This window comes from Methylobacterium sp. SD274 (genome assembly GCF_017355285.1).
Taxonomy (GTDB): Bacteria; Pseudomonadota; Alphaproteobacteria; order Rhizobiales; family Beijerinckiaceae; genus Methylobacterium.
This window is the reverse complement of the sequence record NZ_JADIJP010000003.1, coordinates 188,893-209,456: the sequence shown is the minus strand read 5'-3', so window position 1 is coordinate 209,456 and position 20,564 is coordinate 188,893. Positions and strand designations below refer to the sequence as shown.

At 63.8% G+C, this 20,564-nt stretch carries 20 protein-coding genes and 1 tRNA gene; 12 read left to right on the top strand and 9 right to left on the bottom strand.

Features of this window, described 5'->3' with window-relative positions:
- Positions 1-74 precede the first annotated feature (74 nt).
- Together IPV08_RS24890 and IPV08_RS04445 are read right to left on the bottom strand one after the other, a co-directional pair.
- Positions 75-203, bottom strand: coding sequence for a hypothetical protein (locus IPV08_RS24890; RefSeq protein WP_280136556.1), 129 nt, complete (start codon positions 201-203; stop codon positions 75-77).
- A 268-nt stretch (positions 204-471) separates the two neighbouring features.
- On the bottom strand, positions 472-1,302 hold the full coding sequence (locus tag IPV08_RS04445) for a porin family protein (protein ID WP_207410920.1): 831 nt from the start codon (positions 1,300-1,302) through the stop codon (positions 472-474).
- Positions 1,303-1,503: 201 nt separating this feature from the next.
- Between IPV08_RS04445 and IPV08_RS04440 the strand changes: the two genes are divergently transcribed.
- Positions 1,504-1,944 carry a helix-turn-helix domain-containing protein gene (locus tag IPV08_RS04440; RefSeq protein ID WP_207411015.1) on the top strand — a complete coding sequence of 147 codons (441 nt, stop codon included), beginning with the start codon at positions 1,504-1,506 and terminating at the stop codon, positions 1,942-1,944.
- Positions 1,945-2,304: 360 nt separating this feature from the next.
- Here IPV08_RS04440 and IPV08_RS04435 read toward each other — a convergent pair whose 3' ends face one another.
- On the bottom strand, positions 2,305-2,841 hold the full coding sequence (locus IPV08_RS04435) for a site-specific integrase (protein WP_207410919.1): 537 nt from the start codon (positions 2,839-2,841) through the stop codon (positions 2,305-2,307).
- Between the two features lie 365 nt (positions 2,842-3,206).
- On the opposite strand from IPV08_RS04435, the gene IPV08_RS04430 reads away from it, so the two are divergent.
- Positions 3,207-3,563, top strand: coding sequence for a hypothetical protein (locus tag IPV08_RS04430; protein ID WP_207410918.1), 357 nt, complete (start codon positions 3,207-3,209; stop codon positions 3,561-3,563).
- Positions 3,564-3,691: 128 nt separating this feature from the next.
- Here IPV08_RS04430 and IPV08_RS04425 read toward each other — a convergent pair.
- Positions 3,692-3,766, bottom strand: a tRNA-Thr gene (locus IPV08_RS04425).
- Positions 3,767-3,983: 217 nt separating this feature from the next.
- On the opposite strand from IPV08_RS04425, the gene IPV08_RS04420 reads away from it, so the two are divergent.
- Together IPV08_RS04420 and IPV08_RS04415 are read left to right on the top strand one after the other, a co-directional pair.
- Complete coding sequence (locus IPV08_RS04420; protein WP_207410917.1) at positions 3,984-4,880, top strand: diguanylate cyclase; 897 nt, start codon at positions 3,984-3,986, stop codon at positions 4,878-4,880.
- A gap of 293 nt (positions 4,881-5,173) precedes the next feature.
- The gene (locus IPV08_RS04415) at positions 5,174-5,902 is read left to right on the top strand and encodes a response regulator transcription factor (protein WP_207410916.1); all 729 of its coding nucleotides are present in this window, start codon (positions 5,174-5,176) and stop codon (positions 5,900-5,902) included.
- 915 nt (positions 5,903-6,817) lie between these two features.
- Here the strand turns inward: IPV08_RS04415 and IPV08_RS04410 are convergent.
- A complete protein-coding gene (locus IPV08_RS04410) occupies positions 6,818-8,260 on the bottom strand; it encodes an MFS transporter (RefSeq protein WP_207410915.1) in 1,443 nt (480 codons plus the stop codon).
- 74 nt (positions 8,261-8,334) lie between these two features.
- On the opposite strand from IPV08_RS04410, the gene IPV08_RS04405 reads away from it, so the two are divergent.
- A complete protein-coding gene (locus tag IPV08_RS04405) occupies positions 8,335-9,141 on the top strand; it encodes a helix-turn-helix transcriptional regulator (RefSeq protein ID WP_207410914.1) in 807 nt (268 codons plus the stop codon).
- Positions 9,142-9,588: 447 nt separating this feature from the next.
- Here the strand turns inward: IPV08_RS04405 and IPV08_RS04400 are convergent, their stop codons facing one another.
- Positions 9,589-10,830 carry a DNA topoisomerase IB gene (locus tag IPV08_RS04400; protein WP_210348215.1) on the bottom strand — a complete coding sequence of 414 codons (1,242 nt, stop codon included), beginning with the start codon at positions 10,828-10,830 and terminating at the stop codon, positions 9,589-9,591.
- Positions 10,831-11,029: 199 nt separating this feature from the next.
- On the opposite strand from IPV08_RS04400, the gene IPV08_RS04395 reads away from it, so the two are divergent.
- Complete coding sequence (locus tag IPV08_RS04395; protein ID WP_207410912.1) at positions 11,030-12,187, top strand: glycosyltransferase family 4 protein; 1,158 nt, start codon at positions 11,030-11,032, stop codon at positions 12,185-12,187.
- Positions 12,184-12,852: a methyltransferase gene (locus IPV08_RS04390; RefSeq protein WP_056428371.1), complete on the top strand. Its 669-nt coding sequence runs from the start codon at positions 12,184-12,186 to the stop codon at positions 12,850-12,852. The genes IPV08_RS04395 and IPV08_RS04390 overlap by 4 nt, the downstream gene beginning before the upstream one ends.
- Here IPV08_RS04390 and IPV08_RS04385 read toward each other — a convergent pair.
- The 3 genes from IPV08_RS04385 to IPV08_RS04375 form a co-directional block, all read right to left on the bottom strand.
- Positions 12,842-13,246 (bottom strand): PsiF family protein, encoded by a 405-nt coding sequence (locus IPV08_RS04385; protein ID WP_207410911.1) that lies wholly within the window; start codon positions 13,244-13,246, stop codon positions 12,842-12,844. The two genes, IPV08_RS04390 and IPV08_RS04385, sit on opposite strands and share 11 nt — an antisense overlap.
- A 234-nt stretch (positions 13,247-13,480) precedes the next feature.
- The gene (locus IPV08_RS04380; RefSeq protein ID WP_207410910.1) at positions 13,481-14,170 is read right to left on the bottom strand and encodes a response regulator transcription factor; all 690 of its coding nucleotides are present in this window, start codon (positions 14,168-14,170) and stop codon (positions 13,481-13,483) included.
- A 161-nt stretch (positions 14,171-14,331) separates the two neighbouring features.
- Positions 14,332-14,595 carry a hypothetical protein gene (locus tag IPV08_RS04375; protein WP_207410909.1) on the bottom strand — a complete coding sequence of 88 codons (264 nt, stop codon included), beginning with the start codon at positions 14,593-14,595 and terminating at the stop codon, positions 14,332-14,334.
- A 507-nt stretch (positions 14,596-15,102) separates the two neighbouring features.
- Here IPV08_RS04375 and IPV08_RS04370 point away from each other — a divergent pair.
- The 5 genes from IPV08_RS04370 (at position 15,103) to IPV08_RS04350 (ending at position 20,460) form a co-directional block, all read left to right on the top strand.
- Positions 15,103-15,984 (top strand): Crp/Fnr family transcriptional regulator, encoded by an 882-nt coding sequence (locus IPV08_RS04370; protein ID WP_246747780.1) that lies wholly within the window; start codon positions 15,103-15,105, stop codon positions 15,982-15,984.
- Positions 15,985-16,612: 628 nt separating this feature from the next.
- A complete protein-coding gene (locus tag IPV08_RS04365) occupies positions 16,613-17,335 on the top strand; it encodes a Crp/Fnr family transcriptional regulator (RefSeq protein ID WP_244478163.1) in 723 nt (240 codons plus the stop codon).
- 184 nt (positions 17,336-17,519) lie between these two features.
- The gene (locus tag IPV08_RS04360) at positions 17,520-17,774 is read left to right on the top strand and encodes a hypothetical protein (protein WP_207410908.1); all 255 of its coding nucleotides are present in this window, start codon (positions 17,520-17,522) and stop codon (positions 17,772-17,774) included.
- A gap of 146 nt (positions 17,775-17,920) precedes the next feature.
- Positions 17,921-19,552 (top strand): alpha-D-glucose phosphate-specific phosphoglucomutase, encoded by a 1,632-nt coding sequence (locus IPV08_RS04355; protein ID WP_207410907.1) that lies wholly within the window; start codon positions 17,921-17,923, stop codon positions 19,550-19,552.
- A 137-nt stretch (positions 19,553-19,689) separates the two neighbouring features.
- Complete coding sequence (locus tag IPV08_RS04350) at positions 19,690-20,460, top strand: glucose 1-dehydrogenase (protein ID WP_207410906.1); 771 nt, start codon at positions 19,690-19,692, stop codon at positions 20,458-20,460.
- The last annotated feature ends 104 nt before the right edge of the window (positions 20,461-20,564 follow it).

The following is a 20,564-nucleotide window of genomic DNA, read 5'->3' as shown; positions in this document are numbered from 1 at the left end:
TCCTCAAAAGATTGAGACTTCCTAACCGGACGTTGGCAACAAACCGTTAAGGTGCGGGAGAAAGATTCGCTTCTCTATGCAGGCACGGCTCGGCTGCGCACCAGGCCACGGACGGCTCGGAACGGAAGCGTCACAACCGTGAGGCAGGCGCCCAGCGCCAGGACCACGATGACCGACAGGATCGCCGTCAGGATTTTGATCATAGGCTTGCTCACTCCGGCGTGCAGCGGCATAGGGCCTGCACCACCGCCACGATCCTCCTAAAGTTCGGCGAGAGTGTGTGCGAGCCAACCCAAGCCATCGCGATGCGCGCATCGGCCCTACTGGCCAGCCACATCCACTCATCGGCATGACCAGGATTGATGCACATACGAAAAACGCCCCAGGAGAAGCTCCTAGGGCGTCTGTTGGCCGAGCGGCCGGCTGGATCGGGCTGGGGATGCTCAGTCAGAGGATATAAGGCGAAGCGCCTTAGTAAGATCCGAACTTGTAGTTCAGGCCAGCGCGGACGACGGCGAACTCGCTCTCACGAGCGGTGACCGAACGGCTGAGCGTAAGAACGTTGGTGGCTGGGTTGAACACCGAGCGATTGCCGGCCCGGCCTTCGTTCTCGAGGTTCACGTACAGGCCTTCGACCTTCAGCGTCACTGCGGACGACTTGAAGAAGTTGAAGAACGAGTCGGTAGGCATCGCGTACTCGAAACCACCACCAGCGGTGTAGCCGGTGCGGAAGTCGTCGCCACCCGTGCCACCGTCGCCATAGGCAAAGCCGCCGGTGCCGTAGAACAGGACGCGATCGAACGCGTAGCCGAGGCGACCGCGGACGGTGCCGAAGAAGTTCATCTCGTTGCCCGGGACGCGGACACCGACGGGGCTGTTGAGAGCGCCGGCGACAGGGCTGATGGTGCCGGTCACGGTGCGGCTCTTGTTGCCGAAGTCGGTGTACTGGGCGTCCGCCTCAAGACCGACGACCACGCCCGAACCCGGGGTGAACTGGTAGTTGTAGCCGACCTGACCACCGCCGACGAAGCCTTCGAGATCGTTGCCGCCGTTGGTGGAGACGACCACCGGGGTGCGGGTGAAGGAGTTCAGCACCGAACCACCCGGCAGGGCGTAGCGGTCGCTGTTGCTGCCGGCGTCGAAGCCGTAACCGGCGTTGATACCGAAGTAGGCACCCGTCCAGGTGAACACCGGCACCGGCACGAAGACCGGCGGTGCAGCGCGACGCGGAAGGTCGGCGGCCGAAGCGGCGCCAGCCAGGAGAGCGGTGGCCGCAGTGGTGAGGAGAAGCTTCTTGAACATGGAAGTCGTTGGCCCGTGCGATGAATTTGAACGACACAGAGCCCTGAATGCGCCAGCAGCGATAGTGCGATCTTGCAACACTGGGGATTTACAGCGTATCAGCTGAGTGCCGATTCCCTATGTTGCAAAGACAAATACGCAGTGGCCCCCATATGGAATGCCATCATACTTAATCATTACTTAATATAGTGGGTGGCCACTGTGACTGTAAAATCCACGACAGACGTTGATCGTACCGTCGGCCTACGCACCGCAACGCTGCGAAAGGCGAAGGGATTGTCGCAGACTGATCTAGGCCAGCACGTCGGCGTCACGTTCCAGCAGATCCAGAAGTACGAAAAAGGAGCGAACCGCGTCAGCAGCGGCCGGCTGCAGCAGATCGCCCAGTTCCTCGAAGTGCCGATGTCTACCCTGTTCGGCGATCATGAAGCCGAGGAGCACAACGATGCCTTCGGCTTCTTCCGCGAGGCCGGCGCTGTCGATCCGCTTCGTACCTATGCCACCATCGAGAACGATCAACTGCGCTGCGACGTGCTGCAGCTCGTTCGTTCAGTGGTGGGCTTGAGGGTGGGGCAAACCCAAGGCGTGGAAAAACCTAGCCAGATTGTTTTGACAGGTGACAGGCCAAACTCTCACTCCTGATCGCCCTTGGCCTTCTCCTGCCCAATCTCCCTGTCGGGCATTTCCCAACCCCGTTTCCAGGTGGCATGTTCCTCAGTGTCCAAGGGGTAAGGATTGGCGCTGCTTGGGTCGCCACGATCACGGGCGTGACGCCCTTCCTGGCTAACGGCTGAAGGCGATCGCTGAGGAAAAGACACGGTCGACCTCCCCGTCCGCCGCTACAGATCATCGTCCTGATTGGACACTGGCTTATCAGGCTGCGCTTCGGTTTCGGCGGCTTTCGGATGCTTCCCCAGCTTTTGCGGCTTGGGTGCTGGAGATCCAGCTTCGGGCGTGGAGGAGTACACAGGCGGTCGGGGCCATAGCCCAGTCTCGCAAGCTTCACGCCCATCGTGAATCGTTAGCCGGCGTCACGGCACTTGACCGTGCCGTAGCTTCCTGGGGCATTTGTTCCATAAGGTCGGATTCAATCAGCCAATCGCATCGCATTGCCCTCAACGATTTTAGGTGAGTTTGCTGCATGATATCGAACTTTTGTTCAGTCAAACGCACGTTGCTAGCTGGGTTTTGTTGCAGCAAGCGCCTTGCGTAACGGGTTGTGGCCCATCCGAACACAGCTTTTACGGCGGATAAATCATTCCGGTTAATTGATCGCGCGGTGACGCCTTGCTTGTCGCGGCGATGAGTTGCCCATTCATGAACGTCATCATCTGATAAGGAATTGACGTCACGGTCTCCGAAATATGAAGAAAGGAATCCAAATATGCTGCGATAGCGTTTGACTGTCGCAGGCTGAACTTCCTGTTTTGGCCCTGCCTCCCAGGCCGAAAAAATGTCGCTGATTGTAACAGACCGCCTCTTCACCCGACGACGAGGGCCGCTATCCCAGGCAGGGAAGCGAGCAAGTGTCTTATCCACACTATAATCTCCGCTGGCGTTTCGAAAGCCGCTGTCTGCAGCTTGGCGCGTTGCTCGACAAAGCTCCCGCATCAGAAGAACTCGACTGGCTACATCCGTCACAAGCGATTTTTGCTGCAGAAGTGCGTCCGCTTGAGCTCCGAACGCGGCCTCTAGAGCGCTCTCCGCCGAAGTGGATGCCGGTTCGGCGAAAAAGAGCGCGGCAAACAGAGGCTTAGAGATGTGTCCCGACCCAACGTGGTCGGGCGCAGCTCTAGCGTCACCATCGGGATGGCACGGAGATCGTCGAACTTGGCCCACTCTGCCGGTGTTCCAGCCTCCTCGAGAGTGCTTAGGAAGGCGTCGCGCAGGGTCTCGAAATTGATGTGATCCGTTTTGAGATCGCTCCCAACCCGATCGGCTTCCTCGACCACCCTAAGGAGGTATCGGCTTCTGTCGTCACCGAGACATTGCATCCCTGCGGCGTACATTTCGCCTGTCGGCGCCGTCACTCCTCTATGCGTCAGCGGCTGTGGCCCGATCCGGACGGTTTCCCAATAGCGCTTGAGTTCGGCATCAGCCTCGCTGTGGCGTCGCTTCGCCTCCGCAACATCCTTGGTTCGGAGGGACACCTGGACCACTGCGCCAGCAGTGACGGCCACAGGCTTTTCATCGATGTGAAGAATGACTCGCGTCCCTTTGATACGGGAGACACAATCCTGTGGGGCCTTCGCCGCAAGTGACAGGCTCCCGTGCCGGGATCCTTCCGGGGATGCGCCATCTGAAGTGCTATGTGGGAGGCCGCCGTGTGAGACCCGGCCAGCCTAAGTCCGTCAGACAGCGTAACCTATTGCGCTTACACACGAAAGCGTGGTGCCGGCGGAGAGGATTGAACTCCCGACCTTCGGTTTACAAAACCGCTGCACTACCGCTGTGCTACGCCGGCCCGACGCGTTAGCTACCAGTCGGAGGCGCGGCATTCAACCGGGGATGACGGAGCGTCGGTGATCCGCCTTGCGACGCCCTCCCGCAGGGGGCGATGCAGGGCATCCGCCTGCCGAGGCCTCGGATGGACTCATGTGGGCATGCCGTCTTGGCAACATGTTAATCTGTAGCTGCCATGCTGAAACACAGCGCTAGAAATCGGGCGAGTGACCAACGCCATGCACATTGTCATCGTCGACACGAGCCGTGTTGTCCTGAAGGTCGTCGCCGGACTTCTGGAGCCGCAAGGCCATACGGTCGATGTCTTTACCGATTCTCAGGCAGCACTCGACTTCGTGACTTACACGACGACTGTGCGAGTCTTGATCACGAGCCTGGAAGTCCGCCCTTTGAGCGGGCTCGAACTGTGCTGGTCGGCGCGCCTGATCGCCGAGACCAATCGTCCTCTCTACGTGATCACCATGTCTTCGGCCCGCAACTCCCGCAATCTGGCCGAGGCCCTCGACAGCGGAGCGGACGATTTCATCGAGAAACCGCCCGGCGCCGAGGAACTGCATGCCCGCATGCGTGCCGCGGAACGGCTGACGACCATGCAAAGCGAGCTGATTCGCCTTGCCGAGACCGATCCGCTCACCGGTCTCCTCAATCGGCGCGCCTTCCTCCAGCGGGTGCGGGACGCCGCCGACCGCGTCGGCAACCACGGCGACATGTCGGCGATCCTGGTGGATATCGACCATTTCAAGCGCATCAACGACGAGTACGGCCACGATGTCGGCGATGCGGCGATCCAGAACGTCAGCAAGACTATCGCGGAGGAAGGCATCGTCGGGCGGCTCGGAGGCGAGGAGTTCGGCATCGTGCTTCCGCACCGGCCGGTGGCCGATGCCGAGGCTCTCGCGTCACGCCTGCGCCGCCTCGTCGAAGGCATGCGTATCCGTGGGGCACGCACGCCGATCCGGCTGACCTGCAGCTTCGGGGTCAGCCAATGGAGCGAGGGCGACACGATCGAGGCCATGATCAAACGCGCCGACATCGCCCTCTACGAGGCCAAGACCACGGGCCGCAACCGCGTGATTTCCGCCGCCTCCGACCTCGTCCTCGCCCGGGCAGGCTGATCCCGGATCTCACTGCCCCCCAACCTATGGGTCGGTGTCAGTGAGGCATGGAATGAGCCGATCCCATTTCGGACCGGGCTGTTCCTGATAGGGACAGGCTTGGTCGGTCGGCCAGCATGCATTCGCCCGCGTTAACCGAGATAAGGCGATTTTCGCGGCTGTTTTCGCGATATGCGTCCTTGTATTCATCGCGCGACGCGGAATCGCGCCGAATAAACGGATGGAATGGGATTTGAACCGCTCTTGACCAGCCCGGGCGCGATGTATCGCGATGGGACAGAAGGGGGAGCGGCATGAACCAGGCCGTTGGAGTTTTGATCGTCGACGAACCCGTGGGGCTCGGGCCTGTCCTGAGGGCCTTCCTGGAGCATGAGCCCAGCCTGCATACGGTGAGCGAGGCCGATCTGCCGCTCGACGGTCCGGGAATCGAGAGCGTCGTCGCCCTGGTCTTCCTGCGGGAGAACGCAAGCGAGGCCGACCTCGCCCGGATCACCGCGCTGAAGAATCATCCGAGGCTGCGCGTGCTGGCGGCCTTCCAGAGCCTGCCCGCCGACACCCTGCGCCATCTGCTCGTGGCCGGTATCGATGCGGTGGTCGCCCAATCGGCGACCCCGCGGGAGATCAGCGCCACCATCGTCCGCTTGGCCCAGGCGGGCAAGGCGGACGCCCCGACCTCCAATGTCGAAACGTCCGATGCGGCGGATGCCGGGGAAGGGCTCACCCCCCGCGAGGCGGAAATCCTGCGGTTTCTCAGTGCCGGTTTCAGCAACAAGGAGGTGGCGCGACGCCTCAGCCTCAGCGTCCGCACCGTGGAGACGCATCGCCTCAACCTTCGTCGCAAGACCCAGACGGGCCGGCTGAAGGACCTCGTCTGCCTCGCACGGCAACTGGGTCTGGCCCCCGTCGTCGAAAGCGAGATGCCGCGCCAGGGCAAAGGCGACAAGGGCAAGTCCGAGAAAGGCAAAAGCGAGACCGGCCTGCACGGCCGCTCGACCATCATCGAAGCGATGGCGCGACACTGAGGAAGCGTGACGGGACGGCTCGCCGCGTCGGCCGTACCCGCGCCCCCGAAGAAAATCCCGCCAGACGCAGGCAGGACCGGATTCGCCGAACGGGCGCTTTCGCGTCGATGCCAGCGGTAAAAATCCGCCGTTGGGTGACCGCCGCTGGGAGCAGCCCGCTTTCAGCGTCGTTTATTTAACCGCAGTGGAACCCCCATCATCTCGAAACACGGCGATCCCGAGGTGCTCCAATCGTTGCCAAGCTTCCACGCAGCCCTTGGTGCCTGGGTCTTCTCCCTACAAGTCTAAGCAATACGACAAGCTGATGTCCGAGCACGAGAAGTACTTCCAGGGGTAGGGTGTCGCGCTCAGCGGCCATCCCAAGCAGGAAGAAAAAGAATACTCCCACTTCGTCATCGAGAAATCGGACTTTCCCGCGACATACGAGGGCAAACCGACCGTCCTGCTCTACCTTTCGGTCGTACCGCGACCGGAGGAGGAGCGGAACCTTCTCGTCACCGACGGAAGGTCACCGGACGGCGGCAAGGAGCATTCCGACGAGTTGACGAAGATCATGAAAAGCCTGGGAGCTTCGATCGACGAGCAATGATCCCGGCGATCAATCCGCGCCGAATCCTGGGCTCGACCGACCGAGCCGAAGCCCGGACACCACCTTCACGGAGGGACGTGACGGCTGGTTTCGTCAGTTTGCAGAAATCGGGAACGCCCGTTTACAGGCCGCCCAGTAAGGCAGTGAGATACGGCCAGGACGGATGGAAGTTCTCCAGTCTATTTCAAGTATATCGGTGGGCGATAGTTGCCATTCGCCAAGCTCGCAGGTTGCGCCACTGAGCAGAGAATATGACGTCGCCCTGCGGGACGCGCTTTCGGCTGCGCCGGAGCCACGCCAATGGGGGCTTTCGCCATCGATCCATATTAGATCGCTCTCTTCCGGACGATCCAGCAGATCAGCGCCGACGCAATCAGGATGGCTGCCACGTTGTAGATCATGGCACCTGAGAATGCGTCGGCATAGCGCGCGAAGCGCGCCATGCCCTCGCCGGCATCCCTATTGAGGATCGTCATGAAGAAGATGCCGACAATCGAGACGCCGAAGGCTCCCCCAACTTGCTGCATGGTCGAAATGAATCCAGCCGCCATCCCGGCATGGCGTTCCTCGACATAGCCGAGAACCAGATTGAGCAAGGGCGTCATCGACAGTCCTTGCCCGAATCCAAACAGGATGAGCGGCGGCACCAAAGCGAATGCGTCGGCCTTGCTATCCAGTCCCGAGGCGGTTCCTGCGAGCCAGCCTATGCCGGCGGCATAGGTCAGTGCGCCCGCGACGATTCCCATGTCGCCGATGCGCGACACCAGCCACGGAGCCACGAGCGAGGCGGCAACGAAGCCGATACTGGCCGGAGCGAACACCATTCCGGCTTCCAGCGGCGTAAGCCCGAGGCCCGATTGCACCAACAGCGCGAAACACAGAAACAGGGACGTCGCGGTGGAATAGATGAGCAGCACCACCAACGATCCGATCGAGAAGCCGGCATTCTGAAACAGCCGCAGGTCGATCGCCGGATCCCCGCCACGTCGGGCAACGCCACGCTCCCAGCGCAGAAAGGCGACGAGCAGTATCACCGAGATCGCCATGCTGGCCCAGGTCCAGAATGGCCAGCCGTTACTTGGCCCTTCGAGAAGCGGGAGGAGCAGCAGCAATAGTCCGGCCGTGGCCAGAGCGATGCCAGCCCAGTCGACACGCATGGCCTGGAAAGAGTGCGACTCTGTGAGAGTCTGGATCAACAGCGCGGCAGCCAAGCAAATCGGCAGATTGACAAGAAATATGACGCGCCAACCCAGTCCGAACAGATCGCTTTCCACGATGAGGCCGCCGAGAACCTGTCCCGCGATCGCGGCCAACCCCAGTGACATACCCAACACGCTGAAGGCCCGGCGTCGGCCGGCCTCATCGTACATCACGCGTAGCAGCGCATAGATTTGCGGAAACAGCAGTGCGCCCGTTGCGCCCTGAAGGAAGCGGGCGACGATCAGGCTCGTGGCATCGGGCGCGAGACCGCAGAGCAAAGACGTCAGGGCGAAGCCGATCATGCCCAGCGAAAACAGTCGCCGTCGCCCATGCCGATCGCCGAGCCGGGCACCCGCGATCAGCAAGACCCCGAAGGCCAGTTCGTAACCCGCTATGATCAAGCCGATCTCGGCAAAACCGGCACCGAGATCGGTCTGTATCGACGGGATCGCGACATTGACCACGAAGAGGTCGAAAACAGTGATGAAGCCTCCGAGCAAGAGGGTGACGAGCGCCACGACCGAAGGGTGACGAGCAGGAGAGATGACAGGGTGGGGTTCGGTGGACATGGCGGCTCCATCATTGTTGCGATGGCTTCGCACGCCACTTAAACTGTTACTATGGAGTTATTTATGGGGTTACTATGAGTAGCAGCATAGCGTGCCGCCTGGATCGCACACGGCTAGAGCTGGCGGACTTTTTGCGTCAGCGGCGGGAGACGCTGTCGCCGCTCGAAGTGGGACTGCCTGCCGGCAAACGGCGTCGCACTCCAGGGCTGCGTCGGGAGGAAGTTGCCGCGCTCGCAGGCGTCGGCTTGAGTTGGTATACTTGGCTAGAACAGGGCCGCGCCATCCAGGTCTCATCGGCCTTCCTCGACAGCGTATCGCGCGTTCTCAAACTCGACGAGATCGAGCGTCGTCATCTGTTTCTTCTTGCGCATCAGCGCCCCCCGGCAGTGCCGGGGCAGACCTCCTGCGTGTTGCCGCCCCTGGTGCGCCGTCTACTGGACGATTTAACGCTGCGTCCAGCCTACGTCCTCAATCTGCGCTGGGACGTGATCGGCTGGAATTCGGCGGCGGACCGGTTGTTCGGTTTCGAAATCCGCGATCCGGCGGAACGCAACATGCTCTGGATGCTGTTTGCCGACGACGCCCTTAATGGACGTATCGTCGACTGGCATGCTCAAGCGCCACAAGTCCTTGCCAGCTTCCGGCGCGACTTCGCGCGAGCGCCGGACGACGACGACATGATTGCGTTGGTAGAGACGCTCGAACAAGTTTCGGCTCCATTCAAGGCTTTGTGGAACCGCCATGACGTCCACGGGCGCTGTGAGGGGCGGCGCATCTTTCTAATCGACGGGATCGGTCAAGTCGTTTTCGACCACTCGTCCTTTGTAGTGGATGAGGATCGACATCTACGACTCGTATTCTATGCCACACCGGACGAATAGGCTTTTCAAGGCGGTGAAAGCTGATGTCGACATGGCGTGATGGGGCCACGGCTTATTGAGCCAGACGGTTGGAGCGTACCATAACCGGTGCCGCCGGTGCTCACGCCGGGCAGGTCTGGCTAGAGCTGCGCCCGACCACGTTGGGTCGGGGCACATCTCCAGGCCTTTGTTCTGCCGCGCTCTTTTTCGCCGAACCGGCACCCACTTCGGCGGAGAGCGCTCTAGGCCGTGTGGACCCCCAAGTCAGCTAAAACCGCTGCGATGCCGTTGGTTACAATCAGGCGTGACCATCCCGAGACGCTCCCAGCATCAATCGGCTTGCAAAGCGCGTCGCCAAGCGCAGCGCACCGGAACGAGGCTGGGCTCAGCCTCGACTTCCCACTCATCGCGGACGTTCAGGGCGGGTACCGTCCGGTAGATTTCGGTCATGCGATGTCCGGTCCCCGCCTATGCCGTCGCTCGGGCCTCGGGCTTCACCGAGCCGGAACGTCGCTTGCGCGACGTCACTTCGCCCGTCGCAGCCCCCATGGCCTTGGCCTTCGTCGAACTCTTAGCTTGCGTCGAACTCTTGGCCTTTACCTTGGCCGGCACCTTCGTCTTGACCGAGACGGTGCCCTTCGCCTTTTCGAGCCGCGCCCGCAGCAATCCGAGAACCGCCGCCTCTTCGGGCTTCAACCGGGCGATATCGTCCCGCAACTCGTCCTTCACCGCATCCGCCACCTGGATCAGCAGCGCGCCCTCCAGATAACCGTCGAGAATTTCGGGGTGGATGTAGCATTTGCGGCAGATCGTCGGCGTGTTGCCGAGCCGCGCCGATACGCTCTCGATGGCCGCGCGCAGGTTCTTCTTGGCCTTGGCCGCGCTGTCGAACGCCTCGAATTCCTGGAGGGCCAGGGCGGCCAGCACCGTGCCGGCCCAGGTCCGAAAATCCTTGGCGGTGATCTCCTGCCCGGTGATCTCGCGAAGATAGGCGTTCACGTCGGCCGAGGTGACGTCGCGCGTCTCGCCCGCGTCGTCGATATACTGGAACAGTTCCTGGCCCGGCAGGTCCTGGCAGGATTTCACGATGCGGGCCACGCGCCGGTCCTTCACCGACAGGTTCCACATCTTGCCGCTCTTGCCCTTGAAGCGGAACGTCAGCTCCGCGCCAGCGACGGTCACATGGGGATCGCGCAGGGTGGTGAGGCCGTAGCTCTTGTTGGTCCGGGCGTAATCGTCGTTGCCGACACGGATCAGCGTCGCCTCAAGGAGGTGGACGATGGTGGCGAGCACCTTCTCGCGGGACAACCCGCGACGGCTCATATCCTCCTCCACCCGCGCCCGGATGGCGGGCAGGGCGTCGGCGAAGGCCATGATGTGCTCGAACTTGGTCGAGTCGCGCGCCTGCCGGAAATCAGGGTGATAGCGGTATTGCTTCCGCCCTTTGGCGTCCCGTCCCGTGGCCTGGATATGGCCGTCGGCGCGGGGGCAGATCCAGACATCGGTATAGGCCGGCGGGACCGCCAGGGACCGGACCCGCTTCAGGATCTTAGGGTCGCGGACGGGCTTGCCCTTGGCATCGCGATAGGAGAACCCAGTTCCGCTCCTGCGGCGCGTGAGCCCCGGACGGTCGGCATCGACATAGGTCAGGCCTGCCTCGATGGCCGCATCCCGCGGATCGGCGACAACGCCGTCCTCTTCGCGATCCATCGCCATCACCCGCCTCCCGTCGATCGTCAGGAACCGTCAACCGGCCGGGCACGGGCGGCGTTCCGAACCGGGGCGGCGGCGCGATGTCTCGCCGGGGCGATGCCTGACAGGCACGTCCTCGTTCAACCTGTCTCCCTCTTGCCATAACACTCCTGCCATTCGCCTCGCCCCGGAGCGGCGGCGTGCTACAGCCTCTCTCATGGCCACGTCCCCTTCGCCCTCCTCCGCGCCGATGAAGCGGATCGTCTTCGTCGTCACCGAGGACTGGTTCTTCGCCTCGCACTTCCTTCCCATGGCGCGGGCCGCCGTGGCGATGGGCCTGTCCGTGGCGGTGGTGACCCGCGTGCGCGACCACCGGGCGGTGATCGAGGCGACGGGGGCGCGTGTGGTCGAGCTGGAGGCCGAGCGCTCCAGCCTCAACCCCATGGCGGCGGGTTATGCGGCGGGCCAGCTCGCGGCGATCCTGAAGGCGCTGAAGGCGGATATCGTCCATTGCATCGCGCTGCGCTCGATCCTCGTCGGCGGGACGGCGGCGGCGATGGCGGGCATCTCAGGCCGGGTCTATGCCCTGACCGGGCTCGGCCTGATGGGCGCGCGCGCCGACGTCGCGGGACGCATGGCCCGCATTGCCCTGCGCCAGCTGATCCGTGGACCGCTCGCCTCGAAACAGACTCGGTTCCTGTTCGAAAACCCGGACGACGCCATCGCCCTCGGCCTCGATCCAGCCGACACGGCCGTCACCATCGTCGGCGGGGCCGGCATCGACCCGGCCTCGCTCGCAGAGACCCCGCAACCGCCCTCCCCGCCCCTGCGCATCGCCGTCGTGGCGCGGATGCTGTGGTCGAAGGGCATCGACACAGCCGTGGAGGCGACGCGCCTCGCTCGCGCTGAGGGCGCGGCGGTGGAGCTCTCCCTCTACGGTGCCCCCGACGCCTCGAACCGAAGGGCGATCCCGCAAGAGACCCTGCGTTCCTGGAGCCGGGACGGCATCACCTGGCATGGCCCGACTCGCGATGTGAGCGCCGTCTGGGCGGAGCACCATGTCGGATGCCTGCCCTCCCGGGGCGGCGAAGGCCTGCCGCGCATGTTGCTGGAGGCGGCGTCCTGCGGGCGAGCCCTTCTCACCACCGACGTGCCCGGCTGCCGGACGCTGGTTCGCGAGGGAATCGAGGGCATGCTGGTCCCGCCGGACGATGCGCGGAGCCTCGCTGCCGCCATGGTCCGGCTCGCCGCCGATCCGCTCCTCGTGGCGCGGATGGGCGAGGCCGCGCGGCGACGCGTGGTCGAGGGCGGCTTCACAGAGGATGCGGTGATGCAGGCGGTAACGGGCCTCTACGCGGATCTCATCCGCTCATGACACCCTCGGTCGATCCACTTCGCTTCATCCGCGCCAATACGCGGCTTCTGCCCGTCCCCCACGCACCGGAGATCGTGCTGCATGTGGCCGACGAGGCCACCGATCTCTGGCAGAAGACGGAGGACGAGCTCGATTCCATCGGCCTGCCGCCGCCGTTCTGGGCCTTCGCCTGGGCGGGCGGGCAAGCCCTGGCCCGGCATATCCTCGACCGCCCGGACCTCGTGGCCGGACAGCGGATCCTCGATTTCGCCTCCGGCTCCGGGTTGGTGGCGATCGCGGCGACGCTGGCCGGCGCCACCCATGCGACGGCGAGCGACCTCGACGCCTTCGCCATCGCGGCCATCGGCCTCAATGCCGAAGCCAACGGCGTCGGCGAACGGATCACGCCCGTCCTCGACGACCTCATCGGTTCGCGGCCGGCCGATCTCGGCGTCACGACGATCCTCGTCGCGGACATCTTCTACGAGAGCGACATCGCCGGCCGGGTCACCGACTGGCTGGCGGCCCTGCATGAGCAGGGCGCCACCATCCTCATCGGCGATCCCGGCCGTTCCTACCTGCCGAGGGACCGGCTCGACATCCTCGCGACCTACGAGGTGCCGGTGAGCCGCTCCCTCGAGGATGCGGAGATCAAGCGCAGCAGCGTCTGGCGCTTCAGGGCTTAGGAGCCGGGGGCGTCGCCTCCGGTATCATGCCGGAGCGCACGGTCGAGCCGGGCGCCGTCGGGGCGGGTACATTCGGGGCAGGCGCATTTGCTGCGGGGGCCGTGGGGGCGGTGGTCGCTCCGGAGGCGTCGTCGCCCTTCAGGCAGGACTTGATGAAGGCATGCCGGTCGGCCTTGTCCGAGCCGGCGGATTTCGCCTCCTCCTTGCACGCCTTGCGCGCATCGTCCTTGCAGGACTTCATGAACGTCTTGCGCTCGTCGCCCTTTAGGCCCTTGGCCTTCAGCTCCTGCTTGCAGGCGCCGATACGGCCACCCACGGCGGCGGAGGCGTCCGTCATGGGCAATCCGGTGAGCATCCCGGCAAGCAGGACGAGCCGCAACGTCGAGTTCTTCATGATCGCACTCGCTTCAACGGATGGAGGGGGATGGGATCGCGACGGACCGGAGCGTGGCCGCGATCGGTGTGGCGACGCGCCCCGTGCCGTCGGTCGTCGCACCACGCTCCGTCATCGGCCATGCCCGCCATGGATGCAACGTCCGGCCCCCTGCCCTTCGCCCGCCCCCGGGCACATTCCCGTGAGTATCGGCCCCGGGACGGCGCGGTTCGGCCGAGGAGCGGCGACCCGCGCTCACCCCGCCTGCGGGGCGCGGATCTGGTCGAAGTCGAGCAGGGCCGTCTCGATCACGATCTGGGTGCGGCTGATGACGTCGAGCTTGCGCAGGATCTCGGAGACATGCGCCTTGACGGTGGAATCCCCGACCTGAAGCTCGTGCGCGATCTGCTTGTTCAGCTTTCCCTGCCGGATCATCAGGAGGACCCGTAATTGCTGCGGCGTCAGGCGGGCGATCCGCTCCGCGAGCTGCGTCGCCGGAGGGGCCAGATCCGCCGCGGGCCCGGAGAGCGCCGCCGGAATCGACAGGCCTCCACCCAGAACGTCCGCGATGGCACGGGTCAGCGTCGCCTTGTCGACCGCCTTCGGCACGAACCCGGCCGCGCCGTGCCGCAGCGCCTCGCGCATGATGCGCGGATCTTCCAGGCCGGACACGACGAGGATCGGAACGCGCGGGAAACGGGAGCGGATCGAGATCAGGCCGTCGAATCCGACGACGCCCTGCATCGACAGGTCCAGCAGCACGAGATCGATTCGGCTGTCGGCCGTCAGGGCCGCCATGGCGCTGACGATCCCCTCGGCCTCCGCGATCGCCGCTTCGGGAAAGGCGAGCTTGACGGCGCTCGCCAACGCATCGCGGAACAGCGGATGGTCGTCGACGATCAAAAGACGCGTGGCCGCCCCGCCCCTGCCCTCTTCCCCCGGCATCGAACCCATCCCGCACCGATCTCGCACGCGAGCCCTGCGGTGACCCTACCAGAACAGTGTCGAACGCGCCAAAGCGAGGGCAAGCGACGCGCCGGCGACGGCATCGGAGGGGGGGCACCGAGGCCCCCCGTCCCGCATCCCCTCGCCCGGCCCGATCGGCGCTACTTTGCGGTGATCTTGACGCCGGTCTTCTCCACCTCGGCCCGTACCATCGTCTTGGTCTCCTGGGGAGCAACCGACCAGGCTACCGCACAGACCAGGCAGAGTGCAGCAAAACTATAGGCAAACCCATGCATCACTCCCACCAGGCCGAGCAGGAGAGGGATGAGAGATAGCGCCACTGCCATCGTCGAATTACCGGTCAGATAGTAAATCGAAACAAAAGCAATCACCGTCATGACGAGTGCTTTGAGAAAATTAGGCACTGACATCTCCGTTTCAAAAGTCGGATCTATGATCTTTCGGCCATAGACATGTATCTGCGGCGACTTAACCCCAGAGGCTTCAAACGGTTAAGCTTATCGCAGAGCCATGACAATTCGACATTCCTCATGCAGGCCATGCAAGAATCCGAGGCCATGAATCCGAGGGCGTGAATCCAAGGCCATGAATCCGAGGGCCACGGCACGCCGGTCGACGTGACAATCCGCATGCCCGACGGCCGAAACGAATCTCCCATCATCCGTGACGCGGCTGGAAACCAGTCCTTGCTCGCCCCGTGAAACCACGGCTGCAATTCCCGCGCCGCGATGACGGAATCTCGCCCGGCAGCAACATGATCCCTCCGGGCGGCATCGCCCGAAAGCGTATTCGGACCCGCAATCCCTTCGTCCCGCCCGGCCGGAAAAGGAAATCGAGGCGAGCGGCCAAGGATGCCGATCGTCTCGATCGGGCGCGTCAGAGATCCCGAGACAGGGACTCGATCATGCCGAATGTCGAATTACGCACAAAGAACGCCAAAAACGCTCATAATCCACAAATCACCGCCTATCATTTGTTGGACCCGTGACGCAGTTGCTATGGTACGTTCGGCGTTTGGGGTTGATGAGCGGCGCGTAAACCGGACGCCGACTCTTCGGGGCAATTGCATGGTCATTCCTTCTCAAAAACACGTTCGCAACAGCCTTCTCTCCCGGATGCACCCCGACGATTATGCGGCCATCGAAACCGTTCTCGAGCCGGTCACGCTGAAGCGGAAGGACGTCCTCATCCAACCCGGCCAGCCCTTGACCCATATGCGTTTCATCGAGAGCGGCGTCGCCTCGGTGGTGGTCGGCACCCGCGAAGGCAGGCGCATCGAGGTGGGGATCATCGGCTCGGAGGGAGCCAGCGGCCTACCGCTGCTGTTCGACGTGGAATCCACGCCCCACGAAACCTTCATGCAGATCGACGGCGAAGCGCTGCAGGTGGACAAGGCCTCGTTCCGCAGCTTGGTCGAGGAAAGACCTGCCTTCCGCAAGTTGATGATGCGCTATGCTCACATCTTTCAGCTTCTCACCGCCCAGACAGCCTTGTCGCACGGTTCTTATACTTTGGAAGAACGGCTGGCTCGTTGGCTGCTGATGTGCCACGACCGTGTCTCGGGCGATGAGTTTCCCATCACGCACGAATTCCTGTCCGTCATGCTCGGCGTCCATCGCCCCGGGGTGACGACGACGATCCATATCCTCGAAGGCGCCGGCACGGTCCGGGCCCGGAGGTCTCACATCGAGATCGTCAATCGCGACAAGCTCAAGCTCATCGCGGGCGAAAGCTACGGCATACCGGAGGCGGAGTACCGCCGCCTCATCGCCGAGGATGCCGCGGAGAGTTGATCCCTGGACCGCCCCCAACGTGTTCAGGCTTCGATGAACGTCGATCTCATCCCCGGCGATGGTCATGATCCGTACCAAGCGTCTGGCCGACCTTATTCACCGTCTTCCTTTTGCGTATCACCGTCCTAGAATCGACATCTCGTCTTCGATATGATCGAGGCGCTCGCCCCGTGGCCTGAACTAGAACTTTCGCGATCGATGCCTCACCTTCCCTACAGCTGCTATCGGAGCCGTCTTTACGGTCATGTGGCCCACCAGGAGCTTTTGGCACTTTTGCGAGGACGTATAGTCAAAGAAGACGAGAGCATGCGGCAAATGATCATCCCCATGGATCTGGCGGTCGAGCAAGCCCCTTTCGCCTTGACGATCCACGGTTTCGGGAATCGATCAGTCACAGCAGGAGGTGGGGGCGGCGCCCGTCCGGCTCGAACCTTGCGTCGAACCGGGGCATGACTACGACTTTAGTACGAGAGCGATTATCTTAAGATAATCGCGGTTCGCGTCCTTCAATTGTCATAGATCATTGAAAGCGCGTTTCGAAGAATGCTACTTTTGGCGAAAGCCGATGTTGATCGCATAGAGATATCGACCATTGTCGCGGAATAGATTCTCGAATACGGCGGATAGCGTGTTCAATCCTCTGATCCAGAAGCTGGAAGGCTTCGTGGAACTGAGCGACGCCGATAGGGACGCGCTTCATCGGCTCGCGTCCGTCGCCCGCGACGTTCCCGCCCGCACCAACCTCGTCCGCGAAGGCGAGCCGCCGAGCGATATCATCTTCATCACCGAAGGGATCGGTTGCCGGTTCAAGCAACGCGCCAACGGCGCCCGACAGATCACGGCCTATCTCGTTCCGGGCGATACCTGCGATCTCGACATCGCCCTGCTGAACCGGCTCGACCATACGATCGCGACCCTATCCCCCTGCAAGGTCGCACGCGTTTCCGCCACGACCCTGAGAGAGATCACCGAGAACCATCCGGCGATCGCCCGGGCGATGCGCATCTCCGCCCTGATCGACGAGGCGACGTTGCGCGAATGGCTGGTGAATATCGGCTGCCGGTCGGCTCTGGAGCGGATCGCGCATCTCTTCTGCGAGTTCCTCGTCCGGCTGCGGGCTGTCGGCCTGGCCACGGAGGATAGCTGCGATCTCCCCATGACGCAGCACGAACTGGCGGACACGACGGGAATGACGACCGTCCACGTCAACCGCTCGCTGCAGGAGCTGAGACGGCGGGGGCTGATCGAACTCAAGGGCAAGAACCTGAAGGTCCTGGACTGGCCCAGGCTGAGGTCTCTTGCCGAATTCAAGGCCGGCTACCTTCGGGTGGATGGGCAGACCATGTTCTGAGCAGGCTCGCCGCCCCCAAAGGCGGGGGCTGCGTCCGGTTTCCTGCCTGTGGTTCTTTGCGTGCAGTTTCTTGCCCGCGGTTTATTGCCTGCGGTTTCTTGCCTGCGGTTTCCTGCCCGATCTCCCTTGCGGCAGCCGCATGGCGCACCCAGTCTAGGCTTGGCCGTTACGGTAGGAGACCGGCATGCCGCGATACTTTCTGAACCTGCGCGATCGCGACGGGCTCCATCTCGATCCGGACGGAGACGAGTTCGACGGCCTGGACGACCTGCGCGACGAGGTCATGATCGGCATCAAGCAGATCGTCGCCAACGCCCTCGTCAGCGGCTCCACCCTGAGCGACGCTCTGGATCGCTCGTTCGAAATCATCGACGAAGCGGGCGAAACCGTTCTGGCGGTCCCGTTCTCCGAAGGTGTCGCGACGAACACCAAGCGATGACGCGACGGGACGTCGCCCGCCTTCGTGGCAAAGGAGGCGCGACGAGACGATTCCGAAGAAAGTTTCCGTCTCGACCCATTCAGGGTGGTTGACCGGAACGGACCAGCCGTTGTGTTGTCCCCGCCGACAACGAGGGGCTTTCGCGGATGACTTCGAGGCACGTGCCGACTTCGCCATTCTCTGACCAGAAGCCCGGGACGTCGGGCCTTCGCAAGAAGGTCCCCGTCTTCCAGCAGCCCCGCTACGTCGAGAATTTCGTCCAATCCATCTTCGACATCATCCCCGACCGCGAGGGCGCGACCCTGGTCGTGGGCGGCGATGGCCGCTTCTTCAACCGCGAGGTGGTGCAGACGACCCTCAAGCTCGCCGCCGCCAACGGCTTCGCCCGGGTTCTCGTCGGCCAGGGTGGTCTCCTCTCCACGCCGGCGGCCTCCTGCGTCATCCGAAAGCACAGCGCGATCGGCGGCATCGTCCTCTCGGCGAGCCACAATCCCGGAGGCCCGGACGGAGATTTCGGGATCAAGTTCAACGCCGCCAATGGCGGTCCGGCCCCGGAATCCGTCACCGCCGCCATTTACGAGCGCACGAAGGCGATCACCGAGTATCGCATCGCCGACGTGCCGGATCTCGACCTCGACATTGTGGGCGAGGCTCGGATCGACGGCATGGTCGTGTCCATCATCGACCCGGTGGCCGATTACGCGGCCCTGATGCAGGAACTCATCGATTTCGACGCGATCCGCCGCCTGTTCGCCTCCGGCTTCCGCATGCGGTTCGATGCCATGAGCGCGGTGACCGGCCCCTACGCTACCGCAATCCTGGAAGGCGCCCTCGGTGCCCCTCCCGGCACGGTGGTGAACGGCACGCCGGAGGAGGATTTCGGCGGCCACCACCCCGACCCCAACCCGGTCCATGCCCACGAGCTCTACGAGCTGATGCTGAGCGCGGACGCGCCGGATTTCGGCGCGGCCTCGGACGGGGACGGCGACCGCAACATGATCGTGGCGCCCGGCCTCTTCGTCACCCCGAGCGACAGCCTGGCGATCCTTTCCGCCCATGCCCATCGCGCGCCGGGCTACGCCTCCGGCCTCGCTGGCATCGCCCGTTCGATGCCCACGAGCCGTGCCGCCGACCGGGTCGCCGCGTCGCTCGGCATTCCCGCCTACGAGACGCCGACGGGGTGGAAGTTCTTCGGCACCCTGCTCGATGCCGGCCTCATCACCCTCTGCGGCGAGGAGAGCGCCGGCACCGGCTCGAACCACGTCCGCGAGAAGGACGGGCTCTGGGCCGTGCTGCTGTGGCTGAACATCCTGGCGGCGACGGGCAAGCGCGCCGACGCCATTGTGCGCGAGCATTGGGCCTCGTTCGGCCGCGATTACTACACCCGCCACGATTACGAGGAGATCGAGTCCGAGAGCGCCAACCGTCTCATGGAGGGGTTGCGCGCGCAGGTCGCGAGCCTGCCCGGCCGCCGGATCGGCGATCTCACCGTCTCCACGGCGGATGACTTTCGCTATGTCGACCCGGTCGACGGCTCCGTGACGGCGCAGCAGGGCATCCGCATCAGCTTCGCCGAGGATGCGCGCGTGGTCTACCGCCTCTCCGGCACCGGCACGGCGGGGGCGACGCTGAGGGTCTATATCGAGCGCTACGAGAGCGACCCGGACCGGCTCGACCTGACGCCGGATGTCGTCCTCGCCCCGGTCGTCCAGGCGGCGCGCGACATCGCCGACATCGCCGGCATCACGGGGCGCAGCGAGCCCAGCGTCATCACCTGAGCCCGGGGAGGGACGTCCCTCCCCGCCGATGCCGCATCCCGGGAACCGCGTTTTCCTCGGCCCATTGTCCTGAAGATCACGGGTGATCGCCGGCCACGCAATGGCCGCGCACCCCTTCTCGCACGGATGGGACCGACATGAAGTTGCAGGGCAAACGCGCTCTGATCACCGGGGCGGATTCCGGTATCGGACAGGCTGCGGCCGAGTTGTTCGCACGCGAAGGCGCGGACGTGGCGATCACTTACAACACCGACGCGGACGGCGCGCGGGAGACCGCGCGCCGGGTCGAGGCCGCCGGGCGCAGATGCCTGGTGATCCAAGATGATGTCGGCGACCCGGCCTCCGTCGATGCGACCTTCGCCAAGGTGGCCGCCGAGTTCGGCGTTCTCGACATCCTCGTCAACAATGCCGGTCAGGCCATGAGCGGCATGCCGGTGGCCGAGATGGATAACGGCAAGCTCGAACAGATCCTGCGGGTCAACCTGATGGGGCCGGTTTTCTGTGCCCGTGCCTTCATCAAGGTCCGGCGGGCCAATGGCGGGCGGGGGAAGATCGTCATCGTCTCGTCGGTGGCCCAGCACCTGCCGACGCCGGAAAGCGCGCCCTACGGCATGTCGAAGGCCGGTGTCGGCTCGCTCTGCCGGAGCCTGTCGCGCGAGCTCGCCGAGGACAAGATCAACGTCAACAACGTCGCCCCCGGCCTGATCGAGACGCCGATGACCAGCGACCGGTTCGAGAACCCGGAGAAGCTCGAAGCCTCCCTGGAACGCATCCCGTGGCACCGCGCCGGCCAGCCCGACGAGATCGCCAAGGCGATCCTCTACCTCGCCTCGGACGACGCCGATTACGTCACCGGCCATACCCTCGTGGTGGATGGCGGCCTGACCATGCAATGGGGCGGCGCGTAGGGCGGGTCTCTCTTCGGGAACGGAATATCGAAAAGGGCCGGATCGCGATCGATCCGGCCCTTCTGATGTCTGGTCTCACGTCGCCGCCTTGGGTGCGGCGGGTA